Origin of the sequence: Salinigranum rubrum (assembly GCF_002906575.1) — an archaeon.
Lineage (GTDB): Archaea > Halobacteriota > Halobacteria > Halobacteriales > Haloferacaceae > Salinigranum > Salinigranum rubrum.
The window spans coordinates 25,185-42,669 of the sequence record NZ_CP026311.1; the positions used below are offsets into that span (position 1 = coordinate 25,185).

Annotated in this window: 8 protein-coding genes and 2 pseudogenes; 5 read left to right on the forward strand and 5 right to left on the reverse strand. The window is 54.9% G+C overall.

Translation table 11 applies throughout. The features are described from left to right. Positions 1-87: 87 nt before the first annotated feature. Entirely contained in the window at positions 88-1,314 is a 1,227-nt protein-coding gene (locus C2R22_RS22260; RefSeq protein ID WP_103427974.1) for an ATP-binding protein, read from the forward strand. Continuing rightward, positions 1,307-2,557 carry a DUF6414 family protein gene (locus C2R22_RS22265; protein WP_162562620.1) on the forward strand — a complete coding sequence of 417 codons (1,251 nt, stop codon included), beginning with the start codon at positions 1,307-1,309 and terminating at the stop codon, positions 2,555-2,557. The genes C2R22_RS22260 and C2R22_RS22265 overlap by 8 nt, the downstream gene beginning before the upstream one ends. A 162-nt stretch (positions 2,558-2,719) precedes the next feature. Here the strand turns inward: C2R22_RS22265 and C2R22_RS22270 are convergent. Then, positions 2,720-5,934: pseudogene (locus C2R22_RS22270) on the reverse strand (DUF499 domain-containing protein). A gap of 782 nt (positions 5,935-6,716) precedes the next feature. Between C2R22_RS22270 and C2R22_RS22275 the strand changes: the two are divergent. Further along, positions 6,717-8,471: a DEAD/DEAH box helicase gene (locus tag C2R22_RS22275; RefSeq protein ID WP_103427976.1), complete on the forward strand. Its 1,755-nt coding sequence runs from the start codon at positions 6,717-6,719 to the stop codon at positions 8,469-8,471. Then, positions 8,464-9,627: a hypothetical protein gene (locus tag C2R22_RS22280; protein ID WP_103427977.1), complete on the forward strand. Its 1,164-nt coding sequence runs from the start codon at positions 8,464-8,466 to the stop codon at positions 9,625-9,627. The genes C2R22_RS22275 and C2R22_RS22280 overlap by 8 nt, the downstream gene beginning before the upstream one ends. A 478-nt stretch (positions 9,628-10,105) precedes the next feature. On the opposite strand, the gene C2R22_RS22285 is transcribed toward C2R22_RS22280, so the two are convergent. From C2R22_RS22285 to C2R22_RS22300, 4 genes and pseudogenes are all read right to left on the reverse strand, one after another. Further along, positions 10,106-12,967: a UvrD-helicase domain-containing protein gene (locus C2R22_RS22285; RefSeq protein WP_103427978.1), complete on the reverse strand. Its 2,862-nt coding sequence runs from the start codon at positions 12,965-12,967 to the stop codon at positions 10,106-10,108. Continuing rightward, a pseudogene (locus C2R22_RS22290) lies at positions 12,964-13,254 on the reverse strand (PD-(D/E)XK nuclease family protein); the annotation flags it as partial. The pseudogene C2R22_RS22290 and the gene C2R22_RS22285, both read right to left, overlap by 4 nt. Before the next feature lie 37 nt (positions 13,255-13,291). Next, positions 13,292-14,116 carry an IS5 family transposase gene (locus C2R22_RS22295; RefSeq protein ID WP_103427979.1) on the reverse strand — a complete coding sequence of 275 codons (825 nt, stop codon included), beginning with the start codon at positions 14,114-14,116 and terminating at the stop codon, positions 13,292-13,294. A 62-nt stretch (positions 14,117-14,178) separates the two neighbouring features. Continuing rightward, on the reverse strand, positions 14,179-16,491 hold the full coding sequence (locus C2R22_RS22300) for a PD-(D/E)XK nuclease family protein (protein ID WP_245903096.1): 2,313 nt from the start codon (positions 16,489-16,491) through the stop codon (positions 14,179-14,181). Between the two features lie 92 nt (positions 16,492-16,583). On the opposite strand from C2R22_RS22300, the gene C2R22_RS22305 reads away from it, so the two are divergent. Further along, positions 16,584-17,480 carry a nucleotidyltransferase family protein gene (locus tag C2R22_RS22305; protein WP_245903097.1) on the forward strand — a complete coding sequence of 299 codons (897 nt, stop codon included), beginning with the start codon at positions 16,584-16,586 and terminating at the stop codon, positions 17,478-17,480. Positions 17,481-17,485 lie beyond the last annotated feature (5 nt).

A 17,485-nucleotide genomic window follows, 5' to 3' on the forward strand; every position in this document is an offset into this window, starting at 1 on the left:
TTCTAGCTTTCAAGAGGAATTTAGCGATACAGGGAACTGTTATCACGTTCGAGTGTCAGTTCGCGGTATACAGACTCCGAGAGAACGATGGTTGATAATCTAATTCTCACTGTGAAGGATGTCGTTGAAGATGGAAACGAACTGGTAGTCGCATTTGGCAATCAGAACACAATTCTAGTGTACAATGACACGGGGGAAGATCCATCTCCCGGAGCAACGGTGCGGCTTGATGAAGAACAGATCAATGCGGTGGAGGTGATCCAACCAGATGGATCTGATTCAGGAAACTTAGTCGGAGTCGTCAAGCGAGTATCTTCTGAGAAAATAATTGTTCAGACAGAGAATACACATCTCAGCGTGTTCTATCCCGATGAATTGGATCTACGTGTTGAGGACACTATTGAATTGGATTCTACTTCTGGAAGAGTGCTGGGTAAGATTGAGGATATTGACCCACCAACATTTGATTCTTCGAGCGAATCTTCCGATTTAAGTCGCTACCGAACAGAGAATCCGGACAATTCTTTCGACGATATTGGTGGGTTAGAAACCATCAAGGAACGAGTTAAAGAGGTAGTCGAATTGCCATTAAGCAAAAGCGACGAGTTTAGCGAGATCGGAGCAGATCCTCCAACCGGTGTTCTATTCCACGGACCACCAGGAACAGGTAAGACGCTGTTCGCAAGGGCTGTTGCTGATAGTCTAGAAGACGGAACGTTCTATAATATAAATGGTCCTGAAGTGCTTAGCAGATGGTATGGAGAAAGTGAACGAGAAATTCGGCGGATCTTTGAGGATGCTAGTCAGAGAGACGGGCCATCAATAATATTCATTGACGAAATAGAAAGCATTGCCTCTTCGCGGGAAGGGTCAAGAGAGGTCAACCGTCGAATTGTAACTCAACTGTTGACGGTGATGGATGGGTTCGATGAATTCGAAGATGTGATTGTTATCGCTGCGACAAACCGTCCGGAGGATATTGATCAAGCATTACGCCGTCCGGGTAGGTTCGACCGTGAAGTAGAATTCCCTTCTGAGTTACCAATGGAGGACCGAGTTGATATATTGGAAACCGTCTCAGAACAGGAGGAAATGAATGTCGCAGATTCCGTCGACTTCACCGGAATTGCAGAGGAGACCGAAGAATGGACCGGTGCTGAATTAAAGCGACTGTTGAATGATGCAGCAGTTTCGGGTGTAAAGGACAGCCGAACAACGATTATACCGGAAGATTTGGCACTAGCATTAAGACGGATCGAACGATCACGACGTGGGAAGCAAAATGAATCCGGGGGTAAGGAGAACAATGCCTGATATGCCAATGTGGGTCCCCTCTTTCCTGACATCAGAGAGCGAAGATGAAGGTGAGTTGCCTCTGCGCGAGTTCATATATCTTGACGAAGTGAGTGTAGTCAGCTTGTTAGCCTCGTTGACGCGGGAAGTAACAGAGGCTCGCACAGATATTGATATGACAGAGAATCGAAAGCGGTGGAGGTTTCGACTGAAAGCTGCTCTTTCACATCTCCCGGTTGTTGGGGGCGGAAGTGCGAGTCGTGAGACAGTGAGTGTCGATAGAGATACTGAGGAAGTTGTTCGTCGGTCTCAGATCGAGTCTAAATTCGATGAATTATATGCTGAAACATCTCCCCATCTCCAGTTGACCGAGAAGGATACTAAGTCAGGAGTCTCCGTATCTAACCTCTCTAAAGGAGGTCTCTTGGAGGTAGATGTAGAATTTTCTGGTCATGAGTTATTCCACTACTACAAAGCATTCCAATATCTGATTGATGTTGCTGAAGACGCTGAATACGAGTTTGATAATCAAGAGAAGCAGGCTATCGAGTTGATGGGCTCACTTTTTGGAGATCAAATCCCCGTCGTTGGTGAATTAGAGGATTATGTATTGGTTGACGGTGCAATTCAAGACAAAGATGAGAATGGAGACAGGGAAGATGCTGAAAGTCTCTGGATTGCTGGTACTCTGGACCCAGAGATGCTTTGGCAAGAGCCTAGCCAGTTCTTATACGAGGAAAACGAGTTTACAGCGTACGTTAGAGTATCCGAAGCGCAGATTCAGAAGGACTGGGATCCAATTAAGTTGACTCGCGTTATCAAAAGTATCTCGAAACCGATTGGGAATCAATTGAGTTCCGTTATTGATGCTGCATTTTCACAAGCGAAAGAGGAGTTCGATACTGCCGGGTTAGAAGAAGATGATCCCGATGATATCGTAAGGGAACATCACAACCAGTACTTTGATTACATTGAGGAAGATGGGAATCTGAGTCTGTCTTCAGATCGCCGCGAAGAGTTATTGGTCACCGCATATAGTGAAACAACAATACAACCGGATGAGTCGAATTTTGAACTTGAAACCCGGTTGCTGAGGGAGCTAACTCAAGTGGTGGAGGACGACGCAGACGTGAACTTAGACCGTGATACCCTTGCTCAGCGAAGATCCAGAATCATCAATAACGAGGAAGGGGTTGCAGATTCCGACTCAAACACGTCCAATCGAAATTATCTAGAGGTGAGTTTTGTTGCAGTTTACTGGTGAGGGTGATCTGAGTGATCTTGATCAATCTCCCACAAGGGAGACCTCAGCCAGCACTAATCGGGGAACCGTCCTGAGGAATATGCTGGATGAGACGGACGGTGACGAAGTCCTCGTCGAAGCCATAATCAGAAACGCTGACACCGACCAGTAGGAGAAGCAGAACTACTTCTGGAAGCTGATCTCGATCTTTAGGCTCGACGCCTCTTCCGGCATCCGCTCAAACAGGTCCTGTACCTTCGTGTAGTCCTGTTCGGACCGCAACGTCAAGCTGACCTGCGTCCGCTCGACGTCGGCGGTCCCCTGAAGAGCACCGGGAACACCCTCCCTGTCGGGTAGCATGAAGGTGACGTCGCCGTACTCGACGCTCCCCGTCTGGTGGTTGTTCCGCCACTTGCTCCGCATCGCGGCAACGTCGTCGCCGTTGTACTCGAAGCGCCACGTATCAGCCTCTGTGTCAGCCTTCCGGAACGGATACCCAGGCACCCAGTCGGTGGCCTTGTCCGACCCAGTCGTGTTGACGACGTACTCCGGTTCCTCGTCCTTCCCGATGTTCTCCAGCAAGAACGTCCGTACCATGTACTCGGTGACGCTGTCGTCGAAGCGGTCGGTGACCTTATTGACCGTGAACTGGTCACCCGATTCTAAGTCCTCGATGTACGCCAGAATCTGGTCACCGATTCGGTCGGAGACCGTTGGGACGATCTTGACTGTTGTCGGCTCCCGGTCGCCGAGCGATCCGAGATACCGACCGCCGGCCTCCAGTACGTAGTCGTCGACGAGGAACTCGTTGACCGCCTCACGAGCAACCGATTCAGTTTCGTCCGGCGGCAGGAACACCGCTTCGTCCGACCGAACCTCCCCGATGATCGTGTCGAGATTGGCGTACCCATCGTCGTCGATATGCTTCTCGATACGATCCACGAGGGACGACGCACCGACGACCTCCGCACCGCCGACGTCGCGGAGCGTCGCGTCGGACTGCGGCTTGTCGAGAATCTCGTTCCCTTTCACGATGACGTACTGGTCCTCACGGGCGAGCCGGCCGATAGCCCGCATCACGACGTCGTGGCTGTCGCCGTCGATCCAGATCTCGCCGTCTTCGACGAGTTCCAGTTCGAAGTCGCCGATGTCGAGTGCAGTTGTCCCGCTCCCGAAGCGCTGGCGGAGCTCCTGCTCAGCGTCATCGACGCCCCACACGTCCACGTCGTCCTGCTGAACGAGTACAGTGTCCAGCGAGCTTCCCGAAAGGTCGTCGCGGAACCCGCCGGTGTCACGGGCAAGTACCGGCTTGCCGTCGAGCGCTTCGACGGTCGCGTTCAACACGTCGTTGGCGCTGCCGGGAATCGGGAGCTCCGGGTCACGGAGGAACTGCTCGTAGATGTCCTCGACCGAGATTTCCCCACGTCGCTCCAGAAGGTCCTCGGCGATGTCCCAGACGTGCGACTGGAGGTCGAACGGGTCAGCTGCCGCAGAGTCCGCAATGTTCGAGGCGTCGAGTTCCGCCTCGTCGAGGACGAACACATCGAGATCCATCGGCTCCACTTTCGCCCACTCGTCATCGTCCATCAGATTGTCGCCGTCGATCACATCGCCGTACAGGAGTTGAAGCTCTTCACGGAGTTCGTTCTCCTCCTGCTCCATCATACTGCGAATCGAGGTGCGGATTTCGTCGTCGAGAGACTCGTCGGCGAGTACCTGTCGCGCGCCCTCAATGTACCGCGCCTTGTCGATGTACCGTGTGCCGGACTCGATGGCCTTGTCCCCGAGGGCTGGACGAACACGAGTGTATTGCGCCACTCGCGTCCGCGACCGTCGTTCGTGATGACCTTCTTCACCTCGTCCTGGGTCCACTGGCCGTCCTTCACGACGACCTTCACCTCACGGTCATCCGGAATGTCCCGCATATCGTTCGTCCGGAACCCGACCGGGTGCGCGTTCGAGCCGAAGATATCCGTGATGAAGTCCGCAATCTCGGCCTTCGCCGACGTCTCCGACACATCCACAGCTGCGTTCCGGATGAGTGCGTTCGGGTTCTGCCGGTCACGGATGGCGTACTTCCCGTTCAGCTTGTGGAGGTGCCATGCAACGCCGTGCAATCGTTCAAGGTTGAGGACGACGTCGGAAACGAGGTCACCTGTCTGGTAGGCACCCATCACAATCTCCGACACCTCCGCACCCTCGCCTTCGCTCGGCTTCAACGAGTAGAGGAGAATCGTGTTCAGGATGCGACGACCGTGGGGCACTTCATCCGTGTCAACACGACTTTTGATGTCACCGGTAGCGGCGTTCAGTCGTTCGTAGTTGATTTTCGCCAGTTCGTCCTCGAACTCGATGGCGTCGATGTCGCCGTGTGTGATCAGGTCCGTCTGATCCTGCATCTGCAAGAGAACCTTCGAGAAGAGGTAGATCATCCCGCGCGTGTTCTGGTTGCCCTCATCGGCGTAGTAGCGTGTCTCAAGCGCGTCCAGAAGCACAGGATGGAACGGATAGAGATCGTGCATCTCCGACAGCAAGTCGTCGGGGAGATCGACGTGCCCGTCTGCTTGGTCATACGCGTCGAAGTACCCGTTGACGATCTCGCGGGCCGCACTCTCGTTTACGGAGTCGATCAGGCGGTGGCGCAGGACCTCGCGCTTGTCCACCTGGTTGTTCATGTTGACCTCGACCGCCTGTTCCCGATTCAGAATGTCGTGAACCTCAGATCCTTCGCGGAGCACAGAGACGATGGTGTAGAGTTCGAGATCCGAGAGCGCGGTCGATTCGAGCAGTGACTGGAGGAATGCCTTGTTTGCGCTCTTTCGATCACCCTGAAGCGTATCAAACCAGTCCTCCAATTCGTCCACGAAGAATGCGACAGTGGTGTCGCCGACGGCCTCCTGAATCGTCTGCATATCGGGATAGCCGCCCGACTCGAACGTTCCGGGATCGTAATCAAGCGCCTCGAAGAACGGTTCCCAGAGGTATTCGTACTGCTCGTTCTGCATCGCAACCGTGATCGGCGTCGCCGACTCCGGAAGCGCAGCGTCGAACCCTTCAACCGAATCACTTGCCCACGCACCCGCGGCGTCGGGATCATCGAAACAGTGGTACAGCGCCACCATCTGGTGAGACTTCCCACTGCCGTACGGGCCATAGAGGATGTGCGTGCCTCGCGGGTCGTCCCCAGTCAAGGAATCACGAAGAATCGAGAGGGCCTCTCGAAGGCCCTGAGTCATCAGCGTCCGTTCGAAAAAGAGTGCTGCGTCAGACTCGAACTCGTCGTCGTCATCAACATTGTAGAGTTTTACCTGCCCGTCGATCTGTCCTTCTTCCCGAAGCTCGCGGCTGAGGGTCACCGTGTCTTCGAGCGTATTTGGTAAGGATCCCGTCTGTGCCATCTTGATACTTAAACAAACTTCAGTGGCACCCAATAAACACTATGGTCCCGCGAATTCAGCGGCTTTGTGAGTCGTCTTCGGACATATCGGGAGGAATCGGAGTGTGTGTGCAATTCGGCCGACTGGGGATTGTTACGGGCGTGTCGTAGTTCTCGTTATCATACCGTTCTTTCAATCGGTTAAGTAACGGGTCAATTTCCCACGTATTGCCAGCTAGTTTCCTGGTACACTCTGACCCTCTGTTTTCGTGTGGTGAATGTGGAATATAGCATTCCGAGTACCCGAGGTCCTTCAGCTGTAGAAATGTCCCGTGGTTGTAGAAGCGAACAGCTTGCATTCGAATCAAGGCCTCATTCCAATCGCTGCTAAACGTATTATTATCGTGTGAATGCGGCGATTCGCGCCGTGGAAGCTCCTGTAGAACACGTTCATATGCCTCTTGATATTCAATTTTGCAGTCAAAGAAGTCGATGAGAATATCTCGTGCAGTTTGTTCTCGGTCACCACCTTCTACCCTCTTTCCATAGATTGGGCGACCAGGAATGATGTCGGCGATCTGCGTTTGAAGGGCATCGTTACTTCGGATTGCTTCGGGGATTTCTAAGTAGTGACTGGCCCACTGGGTCATCTTTGATTACCTACCATAATGTTATTTCACACCCACTTAGTGATTCGGTGGGAGTTCAGCTGCATATTTTCACTTCCGAAATGGAGACACAGCTGCTTGGTTGCTGATTGGTAGTCACAAAACGTATTTCACGCACACCTGCTTCTACGAACATATGAGCGGGTACGACCTCGTCGATATCGAGGTCACACACGAATCTGCTGACGATCTTCTGGATTCGCTGTCTGAGGACGGTACTGATGGGAGTCATCTGCAGAGTATCCAAGCAGTCCGTCTGCAAGCAGGCCAGCCGGATTCAGAACTCCGGTCACTGAAAGAGTTGGACGAGAATGCCGTCAAACTTCTCGAACATCAAGTGGATGCAGCCTACCGGGCTCTCTTCGAGATGGACGGAAAAGCACTCCTAGCTGACGAGGTCGGCCTCGGGAAGACTATCGAGGTCGGAATGATTCTCAAAGAGATGCACTTCCGTGAAACGGACGAATCCGTCCTTATCCTCACTCCCGCACAGCTGGCCAAACAGTGGCAGGCTGAACTCCGAGAGAAATTCGGTCTTGACTTCGTCTGCAACTACGACGACGAATTCGAGGACTTCGACGCCCACGATTACATCATTGCGAGCATCGACACTGCGAAGAGCGAGCGACATCGTCAGACGGTTCTTGATCGGAACTGGGACGTTCTGGTACTTGACGAGGCCCACTATGTCAAAAACGAAGAGACGGACCGTTACGACCTGATTGACCGGCTTTCCTACAACTATGCGTTCTTCCTGACGGCGACGCCGATTCAGAACGAACTGACTGACCTGTACAACGTCGTCTCGCTACTCCGCCCTGGGCTGTTCGGTACGCGTGACGTCTTCCATCACTACTTCGTCAACAGCAATCAGGAGACGCTGGTGAATCGAGACGAACTACAGGATCGGCTGAACAAGGTTATGATCCGAAACCGACGGGAAGACACGGATATCGACTTCACAGACCGGACAATCGACACACGGACGTTCGATCCAACCCCAAAGGAACGCGAACTCTATCAGGCAGTCTCAGACTACGTCAAAGGGGCGTACAGTCAGGACCAGGGTCAAAAGCTCGTACTGATGCTCCTTCAGAAGGAGGTCGTCAGCAGCCCGGTCGCACTCAAGAAGACCATCGAGAAGCGACTCTACGACCAGTCGGAGCTCACGCACGCGGACGAACTGGAGTCGATCTTAGATCTGATCGATGAGATCGATACCGTGACTAAACAGGAACGACTCTTGGATATCGTCGAAGAAGCCCGCGACAACGTCGAGATGGGGAGAGTCATCGTCTTCACCCAGTTCCGAGCAACCCAACAGCAGATCCTCGACAGGCTCGCCTCGGAGGGATACACAGTACACGCGTTCCACGGCGGGCACACAAGCAGCGAGAAGGAGCAAATTGTCGAGGACTTCGAAGAAGAAGGCGGAATCCTCGTCTCAACCGACGCCATGAGTGAAGGCCGTAACCTACAGTTTTGCAATATATTAGTTAATTTAGACTTGCCGTGGAATCCGATGCGTGTTGAACAACGTATCGGACGTGTACACCGGATCGGCCAGAAGCGAGACGTATTCATCTTCAATATGGCGTTGAAAGATACGGTCGAAGAGTACGTACTGGAGCGGTTGTACCACAAGATTGATCTCTTCCAGCAGAGCGTCGGAGAACTGAGCTCAATCTTGAGCCGCTTGGAAGAGTCGGGGACAAGCTTCGAAGACGAGATCTTCGAACGGTTGGTGGCCGCTGATTCCGAAGTCGATCTTGAGAACGACTTCGATGCGATGGCAGTTGACCTCCAGGAACAGCGCGAACTCGCCGACAAACTTGAGGAGTTCAATAGCGGCGTGTTCGAAGGATTCGACCTGGGGGAGAGCGATGACTGACGCTTCGATTTCTGTCACGCAATCTGTGGTAGAGCAATTCACAGAACAGTATCTCCAATCTATCGGCTGTTCCATCGAGCAAAGTGACGATCACTGGCTGGTGTCGGTACCCAATGACATAGACACCGAGATCACCAACGGGAGACACACGCTCATCCGGGGGGAGGGTACTCCAGACGATGACGATGATAGAACGAAACGGCTGCATCCGGAGAGTGCGTTCTTTCAACAGCTACTACGTGAGGCGGGTGAACGATCGCCGTCTGGCAAGCTGTCGATAGAGAGTGAATCTGACATCGAGAGTCCGGAATGGATCCAAAACAGCTCTGTCGAGGTACAGAGCGCACAGTTCACTCCGTATTACGACCGCACAGCCATCGTGGTTCTCTTTCGTGTCGGTATCGAGACCGTCAGTGAATACCAGCAAGAGCTTCTCCGCGCCGTTGCTGTAGACACGCGGTCAGAGGAGAGCCTTCCTAAACTGGCGGAGACATTCCTCGCCACCACCACAGTAGAGAGCGAGAGGACCTCTGATGGCGATGTACAGCTGACCAAGACAGATGTGCGGCCTCTCCTCGAAACAGCCCGGGAACAGTTGCTGGAAAGCGTACAGGGGCAGCTCGACGACATTCATCGAGAAGCCTCGCGTGCGGCAGATTCAGAAGTTGAAGAGTACCGTCAGATGCAACAACAGCGTATCCAGGAGCTACAGGAAGAACACTCGAACCTGTCGTCGAAAATCAACGAACTGAGTGAGAAGATCAACACAGGAGACGAGGATTCACGCGTCCAAGCGTTGCGAGAACGGAAAGAACTCAAATCGGAGTACGAGGAACTCGACGAGACGCTCAACGAATTACAGGAGCGCCGTGACAGTGGATTTCCCAATCGACAACGAGAAATCCGAGAGCGGCACTCACTCGACGTGCAGGTCACACCACTTACTCTGACGGAAGTTGAGTACGAGCGAGGCGAAATCGATTTCGAACTTATCGACGGTAGCATACATCAAACCGTTACTCTCGGATACGGGAGTGGGATCGGTGTAGCCGATACTGTTCGATGTTCGTCGTGTGAACGGGAACTCACCGAACGCAACCCGCTTCAAACGATTTCAGATGGACTCAAATGCCAGAGTTGTACCAAAGAGCGGTGATACGGCGACCCCTCGATAGTTCAATAGAGCAAAGCCGCGGAGCGAATAGAGCTAGTACACTGATTCGTCAAGGAAGCCGCTGAACGAGCTGGATATCCGGAACTGAAGGCAACGCCAGGGCTACCGAAGTGAGAATTTGCTGAAAAGATTCGAAACCTCGACGAAGTGGCGCGGTTAGTCTTGGAGTGTGGCGACTGTTCGGCCCGTTTCCTCGGCTTCTTCGCTGCACGACATATTGTACGTCGCGAGCGCTTCTTCAACCGCCTCATCAAGACTCATTGGTCAACCTAATTTTGACTCTTCTACCGTATAAACGCATGCATAGCACCAGACAAGTAACAAGCAGCCTCAGTTCCTCTCAACCGGGGCTGAACGCGCGGATATCCTTCTCTGCTCTGAAGAACCCGTTCCCGCCGAACAACTTGGCCTCGAACGAATTTCGGTTATCTTCAAGGAGATATCTGGATTTGCGGTACGACTACTCGAGAACGCTGGCTTCCGAACGCTGTTTTTGACTAATCAGCGCGACTAGCTCCGCTTTTGAGAGTGGATCAATATCAACACGGACCCCTTGTGCAGTATAGAAGATCCCTGCGGTCACCTCTCGACCAGAGAACCATTCATTCAGCACGTGATAGTACACGCTGAGTTGCTTCCGATACTCATCCTCGGCGTGCCGCCCGAGGTCGGTTTTGAAGTCGATAATCTCGACGGCATCGGGACGAAGGTGAACGAGGTCGACGATTCCTGAAATGGTGACCTGCTCTCCGTCGACCGTGAGTGGCAGATACGCATCCTCCTCAACTCGCAGCTGCCCATCGAGCGAGTCTATGAACGACTTGATGCGACGTTCGTCGTCGTTCGAGGGCTCGATGTCCCCTTCCAGTACGTAGCGCTCAGCGAACTCGTGGGTCTGCGTTCCGAACGCGGTCCCTCTTCCGTCGTCGACGTCCTCGAACACATCGTCACGCATCAGCGTATGCGGTGAGTGACCGACTGGACCATCCGGCGTCGGCACAGCAATCTGCAAGTGTGCCTGTGTCGTCTCGTCGATGTCGTCTTCCTGAACGTCGGGCTCCAATTCCTCGAGGTCGACTGGAAGCTCTTCGATGAACGTGTTCGGGCTCTCGCCTGCAGCGAACACAAGGTGGCTCTCAGCCCGCGTCATCGCGACGTAGAGCAAGCGTCGTTCCTCATCGTATCCACGCGGCAGGCACTTTCGAAGGACGTCGGCCCGCCAGTTGTCGTGGATGTGAGGATACCCGTGATCGTCGGCGTAGAGTTTTCGCTGGCGTAGCCCGATCGGATCGTCGAACGTGATCGCGTTACTGTTCCCGCCTGACGGTGGGAAGCGATGGGTGTTCATGTTCGCGAGCACGACGATGGGGTGTTCGAGTCCCTTTGCCGCGTGGATGGTCTGGACCGTCACCGAATTCATCCCGGCACTCGCGTGGACCTCGTGAGTGCTTCCGTCCTCGATTCCCCGTTCGATGAACCTGATGAGGTCACCTCGTGTCAGCGTCGTCGCGCTGTGGACGGACTGTATCGTCGTCAGCAGCACGTCGGCATACGCCCCGTTGTAGTCGTACCGGGAGAACACGCTTTGGGCAACCCCACCGACCGTCTCCAGCGACGTAAGCTCCGACTTGAACGCCAGCATGTTGGCGGGATACGCCTCGCAATTGAGGACGTGTTTGACCTCGTCGAGCATGTAGCCCGCTTCCTCAAGGACGACGGCCCACCCTCGCTCAGAATCGGATTCGAGAATCCGCAGCCACGCCAGCAGCAGCTTCGCCGGGTCAGACCGGAACAACTCGATGCCACCCTCGTACGCCATCGGCAGCCCGTACTCCTCGGCGACAGAGAGGAGTTCCCGACCGAAGTCACGAGTCCGGGTGAGGACGGCGATGTCACCGTACTCCGGGAGACGGAGTTCGTCGTCTTCTTCGACCTGATACGCCTCGTTCCCGACGATGTGCTGTATCTTGGTCAGAACAGCCTCGTGTTCGTCTTCGTGTTGAATCGCCTCGATGCGGGAGTTCTCGTGCGCGGCGTTCGAGGAGAGCGATACGATACGGTCTCGGACGGTCGCCTCGTCGATGTCGTCCTTGCTCGCAGCGGGCGTGACCAGACTGTGCTCGGAGAAGTCGAGGATGGCCTGCGTCGACCGGTAGTTCTCGACGAGTTCGATGTCGATGATCGGGCGTGTCGCCCACGAGACTCGCTCGTGGTCCTCGTTGAGTTCGTCGACGAATCGGTCCAGTCGAGATTCGAACTCGGTGATATTCTCGACGGCAGCGTACTGGAACGAGTAGATACTCTGTTTCCAGTCGCCGACCACACAGACGTTGTTCGTGTCCGCGAGCAGGAGTGCGAGTTTGAACTGGATTTCGCTGGAGTCCTGGAACTCGTCGATCATCACGTACTCGAACGCGACGTCGTCGCGGAGTCGGTGGTCGTCACTGAGCAGAACGAACGCGAACAGCTGGAGGAAGCCGAAGTTGAGGTAGTTCCGACTGAGTGCGAACTCCAGGTACTCGTGGTAGACGTCATGGACGAAGTTCTTGAGGCCCTCTCGCTGTTCGTCAAACGCCAGTCGTGCGACAGCAGCAGGAACTTGTTTCTCGCCCCATCCGCCACGAATCTCATCTTCCTCGGGTGCGTCTGGGAGGTAGCACTTGTCGTTTCCGTAGCCTCCGAGCTTCGAGCGCAACTTGGACTGCTTGTTCCCGTCGTTCCGGGGCTGATTCAGTTCGTCGAAGATCTCACGGAACGCCTCGAAGTCACCATCCAAATGCCGCTCGCCGTTCCTGTACCAGCCATTAGCTGTCGGGAACACACCTTTCGCCGCAAGCTGATTGATCAACCCGAGGAATTCGACTGGTTCCGCGACGGGGCGGAAGAAGTCGTCATACTCGGGGTGATCGTCGCTGAACTGATGGATGAACTCGCGGAACTGCGCCTTCTCGACGTTCTCGTCTTCGAGGACGCGTGTGGACCCCGTAATCCGGTCGTCGATACCGAGGTGCGTCGGTGCCTCGAAGCCGTGCTCCATGAGGATGTCGTGACAGAGGCTGTGGAACGTCTGTATCGGTGCGTCCGAGAGTTCACGCATCCCGTAGTCACAGTTGGCGACGATCCGCTCTCGCATCTCCGTCGCCGCGTTGTTGGTGAACGTCACGAGGAGGACGTCCTCCGGTTCGACGTCGTCCTGGTCGACGATCTCTGCGTAGCGACGGGTGACGGTAAACGTCTTTCCGGTCCCCGCGCCGGCGTCGACGACGTGGATACCCTCTGTGCTATCGATGAGATCCTGCTGTTGGTCGTTCGGCGCAGTCATCGCGAACCACCCTCCAGGATGCAATCGCGGTTGTCCACGTACCGATAGTTTGGATCGCCGCCGAGTCCCTGAACCGGGAAGCGCTCATCACCGGCACGACGGTCGTTCAACTCCGAAAGGCGCTCTCGGACGAACTGCTCGAATGCGTCCACGTCGCCAGTGAAATAGTTCTGGTTGCGAATACGGAGCAAGTGTCTCAGCGCCTGCTTACAGCCCTTTTTCACGTACTTGTAGTCGCCAACGCTCTCCTTCATCTGTTCCGTCAGTAGGCGAGCAAACATAGAGTCCAAGAGTTTGCTCTGTTGAATAGATGCTGAGTCACGGTTACAGCGGCTCACACAGTGGTTCTATGTTGATGATGGCGAACATCAGGACGATCTCACGAAACTGTCGATACCAGCCCAGCGCTCGCACGGCATCGCCGAGCGAGCGCTTGGTTGTCGAGTACGAGGTTTCGGCCATCCAGCGCTGAGAGTAGCCTTTTGCCCGAATGAGTGCGTTGTTTGTGGCTGCTTTCGGTGACGATCCGCGGTAGTGAACGAGGTACTCAACGTCGTGTGCGGCGACCTCGTACTCGGTGTGCCAGTCTTGAAATCCGTTGTCGGCGGCGACGGTCAGCAGGTCGTCCGCGTTCCGGCGGACGACCTGCGGCCCGGTCTTCGTATCGTGTTTCCACCGAGCTGTGATGTGGACGTCAAGAACAGCAAGCGATTCCACATCAGTCAAAGTCGTTACTTTCAGCGTCTGTACCGTGCTTCCTGCCCGCTGGCGGAAATACGATGACGCACGCCGGCGGTCGAAGAACGTGCTGTCCAGAGCAGCGTGTCCAGACTGCGGGTGCTGCTGCGCGGAAACGCGCAGCAGCGCCCGCCACACCCACATTTTCAGCCGATCGAACGACTTGTAGATCGTGCTGTGGTCAGGAAGGTCGTCTCGACCGAGCCCGAGTACAGCACGTATCTCAGCCATGTACTCCAGCCGATTCGGCGTTTCACGGTAGCTATGGCCCTCTTCGAGCCGAAAGCAGTGTAGAACGACGTGGATCCAGCGGGCGAACCCGCCGCTGGCGGGCTCGCCCGCGTGCTTCCCCAACGCTTGTTTGGCTAGGTGACGACACCGTTCAACGAAGTCGAGGAGGTCGACTTCCATAAGTCAGAATCGAGTTCCTCGGCTTCACCCTTCTAAAGCAGCGATATCGACAGATTAGATCGCTATTCAACAGAGCACAAGAGTTCACTCTTGTCTCTCGTCTCCGGGAACTCGTGTACGTCCAAGAACTCCGAGTACTCTTCGTACTCCACCTTGGAGAAGGTCTTGTTGCAGTCGTTCGCGGCGTCTTCCTGCAGTTCGGTGAAGGTGTCTCGCCTCGCGATGTATCCCTCGTACGTAACGGGATAATACGTCACCGTCGTGAGGCAGTCCTCGAGGGACCCATTCCCCGCCACCACATCGTCGAGCGTTTCGAGGAAGTGGAAGAACGTGAATCGCAATTCCTCGTCCGGGCGCTCGGTTCGCTGATGTGCGAGATACAGCAATGCCTGGAAGTTCGGTTTGTCGCTCGGTGGGTCGAGCGCCGAGTGTTTGACGATGGAGTATGCCGACTTCTTTGCGCCACTCTTGTAGTCGAGGAGTCGGGCGGGGTTGTGAACGAGGTCGATCTTGCCCTTCAATCCGAGGTCGGTATTCTCAAACCAGCGTTCAGTGTGCGACGCATCGATGGGGCGGTCGTAATACTCTGCGAAGAGATTCTCTCCCCAGCCACTGTCCGGCGTCGTCAAGCCATCACCCTGCGGCGGGTTTGCATCGAGGAACTCGACGATAGTCTGGAGGCCGACACGGTACTTGGTGAGTCGAACCTCCCGATCGACGCCTCGGAGGAACGGGTCAACCTCGTCGAGAATGACTGCTGCGACCTCATCGAGTGTGTCCGTCGTGATGACGTCCGGATGCGAGACGTAGAACTCTGCGAAGTCGTGGAACAGGTTCCCTTCCCTGAAGTGTTCCTTGTCCGGATTGTCGACGAGTCGGCTGAAGAAGTAATCACGGGGGGAGTTGACGTAGGTATTCAGACTCGACTGGCTCAGTGCGGTGATCTCCTCAGGAGGGACGTCGAGGGGTTCTCTTTCGAACCCATCCTGTGCCGTTCGATATGCTCGTGAATGCTGCAGTGAGTCCAGGTCACTGAATCGGTCGAACTCCTCGTCGAACAGTTCCTCGAAGTACAGGCACGGAGTGACGGGCGTTCCACCGGCGGTGTCCTGCACGAGGTAGTACTGGTCGACGCCGTTCTGCAGGAGGAGTTGGAACTGCCGGATGTTCCGCTCGAACTCTTGATCTCGGTCGACCCACGGGCGACGAGGCGACGAATGCGTCCATTCTTCGTCGAGCCCGAGATAGAACACGACGGCGCGGTCAACGTGCGCGGCAGATTTCGCATCGGCCAGCAGAACACCCTCATTTTCCCGGTCTACGGGGACTTCGTACGACTGTAGATAGAACTCGAGTCGGTCAACTGCCGGTTCGGTGACGGCGTCGTCAAGGAGGCCAAGTGTCGAGAGTTCCTCTCTGAAGTCTTCGATTGTGGCGTCCGTGACTGCTTCGTATTCGTCGATGGCTTCCTCGAACGTGCGGGAACGAATCTCATCACGGAACTCGAGGATCCAGTCTACTTCCGGGCGGTCAAGGTCGTAGAGACGCTTCTCGTCGTGTTCAATATCGACGGGCATCCCGAGCTGGGTGAGGAGTGGTCGAACGTCGCCTACTCGCGTATCCCGGCCAGCGTGGGCACTTCGAAGGAGCTGTAGGAATGCGCGGTGACGAGCATCGTCATTGAACCCCGGACCACCGTAATATGGAATCTCTGCAGCTTCCAGCGCCGACTCAATGAGCGAGGAATACTGACTAGCTGCATCGAGGACGACAGCCACGTCGTCGGCGTTCTCCGGTGTGACCGTATCGAGGACCGCGTCGACGATTGCGGCCGGTGAGTCGAGAATGCGGAAGGATGGATGATCGAATGACTCCTCGGTGAACGGGTCAACCGTCTCGTAGTCTGGGGGAAGGATCGAGCGTTCGAGTTCGGTAAGCTGCTTGAAGCCGACAACAGCGACCGACGTGTCGGCTTCGATACTGTACTCAGTGAGACGGTTAGACGTCGTGTCCATCTCTGCGATACAGTCGACAGCAGTGTGCGTTGCCGTCGTCGCGAACTGCTCGTAGTCCAGAATAGCGTCAGCCGTCCCCTGATACTCCCAGCACTGGAGGATGTTCCCGACCGCATAGGACGTCTCCTTCCAGTTGAGGTCAGTCGTCTGAATGATTTCGAGGAACGCGAGTCGATCCTCGGCCTGTTCTCGGCGTCGGGCAGCCAGGCGCCGTGGTGTGATCGCGAATGGCCCGAAGTGAGGTTGGTCAAGACGCCTGTTCAGGGCACTCGCCATCGGCGCATCCGGCACGAGCACAAGGTCGAAATCCTTGCATTCCTCGTAGAGAGAATCGATAGACTTCGCTCGTGTAATTGACACGGACTAGCGAACTCAAGTGGATTGTAAATATGTATCGCTGGGCAGACATTCGGGAGTATGATAACAACCAGGCACATCGGACTACACAACAGATGATATCTCGTGCAAAACTGAACCGTTGGACACATTCAGAAACCGCAAATCAAGAAGAAGCTCGAGATACCAACCGCGAACTCCGGGATGATCTAGAAGAAGGTGGCCTCCAGGGTGTCAGTGAAGGGTTAGAATTCGCCACCCTCCTCCAAGGTTCGTACCGGAATACGACCATGGTGTACAATTCCGGTGACGTAGACATTCTTGTTATCCGGACAGACACCTTCCATGCGGATTTTTCTCACGTCCCTGATCACGCCGCCAGCCATGCCCCTGATCGAAATCCACAGCAGATGTTCGAGGAGCATGCCGAAGGCGTGTATCGAACCCTCCAAGCTCAATACGGGACACGCAATGTCGAACGTGGTGAGAAGGCAATCGAAGTAGACAGTGATGAGTTGCCCCTTGGAGCCGATGTTGTTCCCTGTCTCCAGTATCGACGATTTTGGTCACACCAGCCAGGAAACCACATGAAAGGAATTGTATTCTGGACTCCAGACGGGACGAAGATCATCAATTTCCCACGCCGTCATCGGATCATGGGCACCAGGTACAACGAATATACAAACGGGAACTACAAACCAACAATCCGTATTTTCAAGAACTTCAGGAATACACTCGCAGAGAACGGCGCTATTGAGAAAGAGAACGCCGCGTCATACTTCATCGAGTGTCTCCTCTCAAACGTCGAGACTGCCACAATCGCAAAGGATGATATTCGCGATCGAGTGGAAGGAATTCTCGACGAACTCGAAGCCGACGCTGCAGAAGAGTTCCCGGACTATACTGTACAGCATGGGATGCAACCGTTGTTTGGTGACGAGACGACCCAATGGGATGTCGAACACGCCAGAGCGTTCGTCACCGAGGCCAGACGCTTCTATGAAGAGGATTAGTAGCG

Excerpts from the sequence above, each read along its gene's own strand:
- C2R22_RS22260 (WP_103427974.1), top strand. The coding sequence starts at position 88 with ATGGTTGATAATCTAATTCTCACTGTGAAGGATGTCGTTGAAGATGGA.
- C2R22_RS22265 (WP_162562620.1), top strand. The coding sequence starts at position 1,307 with ATGCCTGATATGCCAATGTGGGTCCCCTCTTTCCTGACATCAGAGAGC.
- C2R22_RS22275 (WP_103427976.1), top strand. The coding sequence starts at position 6,717 with ATGAGCGGGTACGACCTCGTCGATATCGAGGTCACACACGAATCTGCT.
- C2R22_RS22280 (WP_103427977.1), top strand. The coding sequence starts at position 8,464 with ATGACTGACGCTTCGATTTCTGTCACGCAATCTGTGGTAGAGCAATTC.
- C2R22_RS22285 (WP_103427978.1), bottom strand. The coding sequence starts at position 12,967 with ATGACTGCGCCGAACGACCAACAGCAGGATCTCATCGATAGCACAGAG.
- C2R22_RS22295 (WP_103427979.1), bottom strand. The coding sequence starts at position 14,116 with ATGGAAGTCGACCTCCTCGACTTCGTTGAACGGTGTCGTCACCTAGCC.
- C2R22_RS22305 (WP_245903097.1), top strand. The coding sequence starts at position 16,584 with ATGATATCTCGTGCAAAACTGAACCGTTGGACACATTCAGAAACCGCA.